An 8,056-nucleotide genomic window follows, 5' to 3' on the forward strand; every position below is an offset into this window, starting at 1 on the left:
GCCAAGGCGCATGCCGACGTCGTGCAAGAGCTGTTGCGACACCCCGAGATCGACGTCAATCTGTCGAACAGCAAGGGACAAACGCCGCTGCACATTGCAACGCTGCATGCACCGCAGTTGCTCCCTGTGCTGCTGGGTCAACCATCGATTGATCCCGCCAAGGAGGATGCCAACGGCGATACACCGTGGCATAGGAGTACACGAGCACCTTGACCATCATCGCGGGGTGGAACGGCTGGTTGCGCGGCCCGCCTTTGGCGTACCGCGCATGGAATGCACTCAGGTCCAGTTGATCGACCGTGTCGCTGATGAAGTACGCTAGGTGTCCTTCTGGTAGCCAGTCCTGCAGCGCATCGGGCATCAGCCTGGCCTGCTTGGGCTCGTAGGGGAGATAGCTCGTCATCCGCATCTAACGCGCATGTACCGTCGTTTGCCTACAGATTCTGGCTTCTGCCGCGCAGACTCCTAGGCGCAAAGCGCAGCCATAGCCAGGGGGCTATGGCGAGCATTTGCAACGACGAGCAGGAGTCTTTTGGCGTGATGAGCGGGCATGATCGGATGAGCGCTAATCAGGTGGACGCTTGAGCGCGCCGGCCACCGCAGGGATTGTTTTCCACGATTTGTTACCAACAATCCGCTGATGCAGGCGCAGGCGTGTCGATACAAGGATGCCGCCGCGAAACGAGGACCACCTCCCATCGCACTGCGGTAAGCGCCAGCAACTTCATTTGCCCCCCAAACGCCTTGCTGTCACCCATGACTGATTTTTTGAACAGAAGGCTGGCGCCTTGGCGCCGACCATGCATCGCCATGTATATGAGCGCGGCTTTATCGAGAGCACCGCCTCGCAGCTTGTGGAACCCGGGCCGAAGCCGGCATTGGTGGTCGCCGCCGTTGCCGCACGACGCCCGTCCGGCGCCGGCTACCTCCCGGTCAAGTGGAAATTTGCGCTGGCAATGTCCGCTGGGATCGGTTGGGCGGCACTGTCGGTGTTGGTGGCGCAAACGTGGATCGGACAGCTTTCTGCCGTGGCCGGTGCACCGCTTGCCTGGCTGGTCATCATGGGCATTGCCATCCTGCCCGGCTTCATGAATGCCTTCCTCGTGTCGAGCCTGCTGCTGGACCGCAGACCCGCGGTGCGCGATACAGGCCCTGCTTTGCCCGGCATCACGATCCTGGTGGCTGCCTACAACGAGGCGGAGAACATCGCCTCCACCATCGACAGCATTGCCCGCCAACGCTATCCGGGCCCGCTGCAGGTGATCGTGATCAATGACGGATCGACCGACGCGACGGCTGCCGTGCTCGCGAGCATCGAGCATCCATGGCTGCAAGTCGTCACCCTGGAGAAGAACGCAGGCAAGTCGAACGCGCTGAACATCGGACTTGGCATGACACGCTGCCGGCTGACGGTCACAGTCGATGCCGATTCGTATCTCTACCGCGATGCTCTGCGCCATCTCGTCGGGCGATACCTGAGCGACCCGCCGACCACCAAGGCGGTCGCTGGCGCAGTGCTGGTACGCAACTCGCGCAAGAACCTGGTAACCCGTATCCAGGAGTGGGACTACTTCCACGGCATCGCGGCGATCAAGCGCCTGCAAAGCCTCTACCAGGGGACGCTTGTGGCCCAGGGCGCGTTCTCGCTCTACGAGACCGCGACGCTGCGCGAACTCGGCGGCTGGGCCGATACGGTGGGCGAGGACATCGTGCTGACATGGGCGATTCTCGAACGAGGCCATCGCGTCGGGTTCGCGGAGAACGCCTGTGTGTTCACCAATGCGCCGGAGAGCTGGGGGCAGTTCATCAAGCAGCGGCAGCGCTGGTCGCGCGGGTTGATCGAAGCCTTCAAGGCGCATTGGCGGCTGCTGTTCAAGCCGAGGTTGACGACGGTGTTCATCTGGTGGAACCTTTTCTTTCCCTACATGGACTTGATGTACACGCTGGCCTTCATTCCGGGCTTGTTGCTGGCGATGTTCGGCATCTACTGGATCGCCGGGCCGATGACCTTGCTGGTCCTGCCGCTGGCCTTCCTCGTCAACTACATCATGTATGGCATCCAGTCGAGGATGTTCACCGAGCAAGGGCTGAAGGTACGCCGCAACGTTCACGGCTTCTTCTTTTACAGCCTGCTTTACAGCCTGGTGCTGCAGCCGGCCTGCGTGATTGGCTACGCGCAGGAGATCCTGAATCGAGCCAAATCCTGGGGGACCAAATGAAGGCGATGCTCATCGGTGCGCTGCTCGCTGCAGCGGCGGCAGCCACCCCGGCGCAGGATGTCTCCGCCCGGCTGGATGCGAGCCACGACTCGGACGGCTTCGACGAGCAGCAGGCCACGCTGGCCTGGACGGGCGCCGCAGGCTGGGGCCTGAAGGCCGGCGCCCTGCACTACAGCGCGCCCGGCTGGACGGCCGATGGCCGACTGCTGGCCGCCACGTACCGGCATAAGGTGTCGGGAGCGCTGGTCGAGGCGAGTGCCGGCATGGCGAAGATTGGCACTCATGTTCATGCGGTCGGCGTGCTGGACGTTCTGCGACCGGTTGCAGCGGCCAGTTCGCTGGGTGTGAGTGCCGAGCGCAATGTCGTCGATTCGCGGCTGGGCATTGATGCCGGGCTGACGTTCAACAGCCTGGCATTGGTGGCCGACCATGCCTTCAACGAGCGTTTCAACGTCGGCCTTGCCGGTGGATCGAGCTGGTTTTCAGACGACAACCGCCGCCCCTTCCTTCGTACGCGCTGGAACTTCTCGTTCAATGAAAAGTTCGGCCTCAACGCCTATCTCAAGACACGCTCCTATCGGGACTCGATGCCGAATCGGGCGGAGTACTTCTCGCCAGAGCGGCTGAACGAAACCTCGCTCGGCCTGTCGTCGCGTCTCATCGCGGCGCAGCGCGTCGTGCTCAGCGCCGCGATCGACGCTGGAAGGCAGCACACAGAAACCGATGCCAAGCCGATCTGGAGTTACTCGCTCGGCGTCTCGTCGCTTCGCAACGCATCGCTGCGCTGGAGCCTGGTGCTTCAAGCCGCAAACACCGGCCCCCTGGTCAGCCGGGCTGGCGACTACCGCTACACGAGTCTCGTGGGACAGGTGAGTTTTCCGTTCTGACGCAATGCATTGGTCTTCGGTCAAAAGCTTGAACCCTCATCGAATGCGTGCGTTGACCACTGCGCGCAGATCCTGGATCTCCAAGGGTTTCTCGAACCTCATGTTGGGAACCTGGTCCAGGAACTCCCGAGCCCTCGCAGTGAAGGCGCCGCCGGTCAGGAACACGATGCGATCGGCCTCGTCGGGAGCAACCTCGCGCAATGCCTTGTAGAAGTCCATGCCGCTGACGACAGGCATCATCATGTCGCACAGAATCACGTCGTAGTGCTGCCCTGCCGACAGGCGCTTCAAGGCTTGCTTCAAGGCATCCTTGGCACTGTCGAACACGTCGACGTCGTGTTCGCTCGACAGCACGTGACACAACAAGGCTCCGAACCTTTTGTCGTCGTCGATCACCAGCACGTGCCCCCGCCGCACCGCAGGCGGCGGCACCGCGGCAGGCAAGACCTCCGCACCGTCGCCCCGCGCGGCGAGCAGGACAACCTTGAAGCTCGTACCGCTCCCGGGATGGCTTTCCACCGTGATTTCCCCGCCCAGCCCATTGACGATGCGCTCGCAAATGACAAGGCCCAGGCCCGTTCCCACTCCTGCAGGCTTGGTGGTGAAGAAGGGTGTGAAGAGCTTCTTGAGGGTCTCCTGCTCCATGCCCAAGCCTGTGTCCCGAATCTCCACGACCACGCGGCCGGCCGCGTCGGTGCCGGTCGACACGCGAATCTCGTTGTCATTCGCGTGCCCTTCGGGAATAGCCTGCGCCGCGTTGACGATCAGGTTCAGGAATACCTGGCCCAGCCGTGACTCGTTGCCGTCGACGCAAGGCACCTTGCCGTAGATTTTCACCAGGCGCGCCCGGTGCCTGATCTCGGTCCATGCCATGCGCAGCGCCGATTCGAGCACCCGATGCACGTCCACCGCGGTGCGGCGGTCCTCTTCGGCGCGGGAGAAGATCTTCAGGTCCTTGACGATCTGCCGCACGGACTGTGCCGCGTCCTTGGCATCGCGCAGCGATTCCTGCAGGTCCGACAGGCGCGGCGAGGTGTTCATCTCGGAGCTCATGGCCGTCGCATCCCTGACCGCGAGTTCCAGGTTTCCGAGCACGACGGCCAGCGGGTTGTTGATCTCGTGCGCGACCCCTGCAGCCAAGGTTCCCACGGAGGCCATGCGGTCCGAAACCATCAACTGCGCCTGGGTCTGCATCTTCTCGGTCACGTCGCGGCCCACAGAGAACACCACGTGTTCGTCGCCGACGTCGACGGCCGTGTTGGAGAACTCCATCAGCACAATGCCGCCATCGGCTTTGCGGATCTCGACAATGGGCGCACGGCCCGAGCCGGCGGCCACTGTGTGGCCATGGTCCTGCGCGTTCTCTTGCTCCCGGCCCGGTGCGACGAAGTCGTGGAGGCGCCGCCCGACGATTTGATCGGCGGGATAGCCGAGAAGGTCGATCAGCCGCCGATTGACTTCGCGAATGGTCCCGTCGGGCGTGAGGACCGAGATGGCGTCATGAGCGTTTTCGGTCAGCGCCCGATAGCGCTGCTCGCTGGCCGCCAGGCGGGAGAACGCCCGCGCGAGCCCGATGGCCTGGCCCATCTGCGCGCCGAGCACGCGCGCAAACGCCAGTGCATGGTCGCCGGCGATGTCCTCCGTTCTTGACCCGAGCAGCATCGCTCCGAAGGTGGTATTGCCCCACGCGACCGGCACGAGCAGCAAGGCGGTGACCCCGGCATCCACGATGAGCTGTTGGGCCACTTCCGCAGGCACTGCTGTGGACGGGATCGGCACCACCTTGCCATGTTGCGCGAGTTCCAGGAAATATGCCTCTTGGCCGAAGGCGGCGCGCACGTGCGGAACTTCGGCATCGGAGAAGCCGATCTGGTGAGCAAGCACCATGCACCCGTTGTCTTCAGCGTTGTACAGCGCACCTTTGGAAATGCCCGCCATGTCCAGACAAGCTGCGAGCACCTCGCCAAGCACGCCATCGAGGACTTGACGCTTGGCCAGCGCCTCGGCGACGCTTGCGAGTACGGCCAACTGGGCCTCCTGCAGCGCTGTGCGGTGCAGCAGCCGCGCGTTCTGCAGCACCTGCCGCTCGAGTTGCCACAGCGCGCGCCGCACATGCTCTTCGTTCAACAGTTCCGGGGGTTCGCTCGGCACCGGCGGGGGGGGCGCACCCAGCGCCTTGCTCACCGCGCGTATCACGGCGTCCAGCCCCTCGGTCTTCGCCAGCAGGGCACTGGCGCCCACGCGCGCGGCCAAACGCTGGTCCGGTTCTTCGACATAAGCCGAGGAGCTGAGGATCACCGGAATGTTCGAGGTGCTCGTGTCGCGGCGCAGCGCCAGGCACAGCGCATAACCGTCCATCTTCGGCATCAGAACGTCGCTGACGATGGCCGCCGGGCGCTCCCGGCGCGCAAGTTCCAGGGCCGCCGCGCCGTCGTCCGCCGTGACCACTTCGAAGCCGGCAGCCGCGAGCCACACCTGCGCCAGCTTGCGCTGCATCGGATCATCGTCGACCACCATCAACCGGCGCCCTGCCCCGAGCTTGGCCGAGTCGGCCGGCAAGTTCGCAAGGTGCATCTTCACCACGTCGAGCAGATGCAAGGTGTCCACCGGTTTCACGAGCACTTGCGAAAATCCGCCATTCATTGCCCGTGTCTGGTCGATCCGCGACAAGAAGCCCGACACATACAGGATCGGCATCACACGTGCGGCGAAGTGCGTCTGGAGTTGTCGGGAGAGTTCCAGGCCATCCATGTCAGGAAGAGCCAGATCCTGGATGATCAGCGCGGGCCTGGTATGCGTGATGAACTCGAGCGCAGTTGTCGCGTCCCGTGCTTCCACGACGCGATACCCTGCCGTTTCGAGTGACATGCGAAACAGGTTGCGCGTCGTGGGGTTGTTCTCGATGAGCAGGATCGGCGCTCTGTCGTCTGCCTGCGCCGGTTCGGGATCTGCCGTGGTGGCCTCGGAATCCGCGGGCGGCGTGACCGCCTTCCATGGCAGAAGCGTCGAAGCATGGGTCCCCTCAAGGTACCCGGCAATCTGGCCTGGCAGGCGAATCGGATCCAGCGGTTTCGTGATGTAGCCGTCGCAGCCGGCGCTGAGCGCCTTTTCGCGGCCGCCATTCATCGCGCAGGCGATGACCACGATGTCACGTGTCGCCGCATCGGCCTTCAGCCGCCGCGTGAGTTCCAGGCCGTCGATGCCGGGAAGCTGAGTGTCCGTAAGAATGAGCCGAGGGTGGAACGAGCGCAGCAGTTCGATGGCGGCTTCGCCGTCCCGCGCCACGCGCACCTTGAAGCCCTTGCCCTTCAGCGCGAAGCGCGCAAGCTTGAGGTTCGCTTCGTTGTCGTCGACGATCAGGATCGGGTTGGGTGCCAAGGTCAACGCTTGCGCCATTTTTTGTTGCTCCCTGTATGGCCGTCACGTTCGCGGCGGCGGGTCGTCCCTGTCCCAATGCACGGCCGGAAAGGGCGGGCCTGGTCTGGCGAAAAGGAATCCCTGCAACAGGTCGCAGCCGGTCTGCTCGAGCGCGTCGCGCTCTGCGACCGTCTCGACGCCTTCGGCGATGACCTGCACGCCCATCTGCTTGAACAGTGTCGTCATCGAACGGATCAGGCTGGTCTTGGTCGGGCTCTGGTCGAGTCCGCGCACCAGCGACACGTCGAACTTGACGATCTCGGGTTCGATCTGCGCGAAGCTCGCCAAGCCGGCATAGCCCGCGCCGAGGTCGTCGACGGCAATGCGAAAGCCAATTTTGCGCAGTTCAGCCATGCGGCAGGAGGCATCCTTGACTTCATCGAGCGTGGCGCGTTCGGTGATCTCCAGCACGACGCGCAGGGCAACTTGCGTCAACGGCGACTCGCGCGCATACAAGGTTTCGTCGAGCAGGTCCTGCGTGTGCAGGTTCACAAACACCAGCTCGCAGGGCGCCGCCTCGACCACCGAAGCAACCCGGTCGCGGACCGCACGGCCGAGCTCGTGCAGGCGTCCCAGGCGCTGCGCTGCTTCGATGATCGCGCCGGGATGCGGCAATGTCGGTTCGGCGCAGCGCAGCAGCGCCTCGACGGCGAAGACCGTGCGCTGCGGCCACGCGACGATGGGCTGGTAGGCCATCCACAGCGAGGCCAGCGCCCGGTCGAAGCTTACACTGAGCCCGGCCAGATCCCCGAGCTGCTTGCCGCCGCCGACAAGGGCCAATGCCTGCCGTTTCAGCCTCGCCACCTGGTGAAGGCGCACAGCCGAGGCCACGGCTGCCAGCAGCAATTGCTCGTCGAATGGCTTGACCAGGTAGCGCAGCGCGCCCAGTTCGACAGCCTTGATCGCCGTGTCGACCGCGGGTGTCCCCGTGATCAGAATGACCGGCAGATCGAGGTCACGCTCGCGCACGGCGTGCAGCAGTTTCATGCCGTCCATGCCTTGCATTGCGATGTCGGTGACCACCACGTCGAAACGCATTTCGCGCAGAAGGCCCGCTGCCGCGTGCCCGTCTGCAGCGCTTTCGACGATGTAGCCGGCGGACTTCAGCCAGTGCCTATAGACGCGCAGAAGAGGAAGCTCGTCATCGACGATCAGTACCCGGGCGGGGTTCTGTGCGAGCAACGGACATTCCACGCCCTTCTCGTCCGGCATTTCGCCGTTTTCCATGGATGCCGCTGCGGCAGCGGACTTCGCGTCCGTCGTGAAGATCTGCCGCCCCATGACGGGCCTGCCCGTGCGGGCGTCGACAAGGACTTGCATGTTTTTGCTCCCTTAGGCAACCGGCGAGCAGATTCCTTTGCTCATTGGGCCTGTCGCTAGCGTGCACGGGATGAGGCTCCCAAGTCCGTTCGCTGTCGCACATATCGTGCGCTTAGGATTTGGATCGCGGTAGAGACACCCATTGCTGGACGCCCCCCGCACAGATCCCAGCGGGCGTAATTCACGCACTGGGCTCCTACCTTGGGTGTGTGA

The 8,056-nt window shown here is 63.9% G+C and carries 5 protein-coding genes and 1 pseudogene; 3 read left to right on the forward strand and 3 right to left on the reverse strand.

Translation table 11 applies throughout. From position 1 onward, the window contains the following. Window positions 1–21 precede the first annotated feature (21 nt). Window positions 22–213, forward strand: coding sequence for a hypothetical protein (locus AC30NL_RS13690; protein ID WP_489464557.1), 192 nt, complete (start codon window positions 22–24; stop codon window positions 211–213). On the opposite strand, the pseudogene AC30NL_RS13695 reads toward AC30NL_RS13690, so the two are convergent. Further along, window positions 185–403, reverse strand: a pseudogene (locus AC30NL_RS13695) (transposase); the annotation flags it as partial. The gene AC30NL_RS13690 and the pseudogene AC30NL_RS13695 sit on opposite strands and share 29 nt — an antisense overlap. A 397-nt stretch (window positions 404–800) precedes the next feature. Between AC30NL_RS13695 and AC30NL_RS13700 the strand changes: the two are divergent. Both AC30NL_RS13700 and AC30NL_RS13705 read left to right on the forward strand, forming a co-directional pair. Further along, window positions 801–2,219 (forward strand): glycosyltransferase family 2 protein, encoded by a 1,419-nt coding sequence (locus AC30NL_RS13700; RefSeq protein ID WP_489464553.1) that lies wholly within the window; start codon window positions 801–803, stop codon window positions 2,217–2,219. Beyond that, a complete protein-coding gene (locus AC30NL_RS13705) occupies window positions 2,216–3,106 on the forward strand; it encodes a hypothetical protein (RefSeq protein ID WP_489464554.1) in 891 nt (296 codons plus the stop codon). Before AC30NL_RS13700 ends, AC30NL_RS13705 begins: the two co-directional genes overlap by 4 nt. Before the next feature lie 36 nt (window positions 3,107–3,142). Here the strand turns inward: AC30NL_RS13705 and AC30NL_RS13710 are convergent, their stop codons facing one another. Together AC30NL_RS13710 and AC30NL_RS13715 are read right to left on the reverse strand one after the other, a co-directional pair. Continuing rightward, window positions 3,143–6,502, reverse strand: a complete 3,360-nt coding sequence (locus tag AC30NL_RS13710) for a response regulator (RefSeq protein ID WP_489464555.1) — start codon at window positions 6,500–6,502, stop codon at window positions 3,143–3,145. 24 nt (window positions 6,503–6,526) lie between these two features. After that, window positions 6,527–7,843 (reverse strand): EAL domain-containing protein, encoded by a 1,317-nt coding sequence (locus AC30NL_RS13715; protein WP_489464556.1) that lies wholly within the window; start codon window positions 7,841–7,843, stop codon window positions 6,527–6,529. Between the last annotated feature and the right edge of the window lie 213 nt (window positions 7,844–8,056).

Source organism: Rhizobacter sp. (assembly GCA_021153565.1).
GTDB lineage: Bacteria > Pseudomonadota > Gammaproteobacteria > Burkholderiales > Burkholderiaceae_C > Albitalea.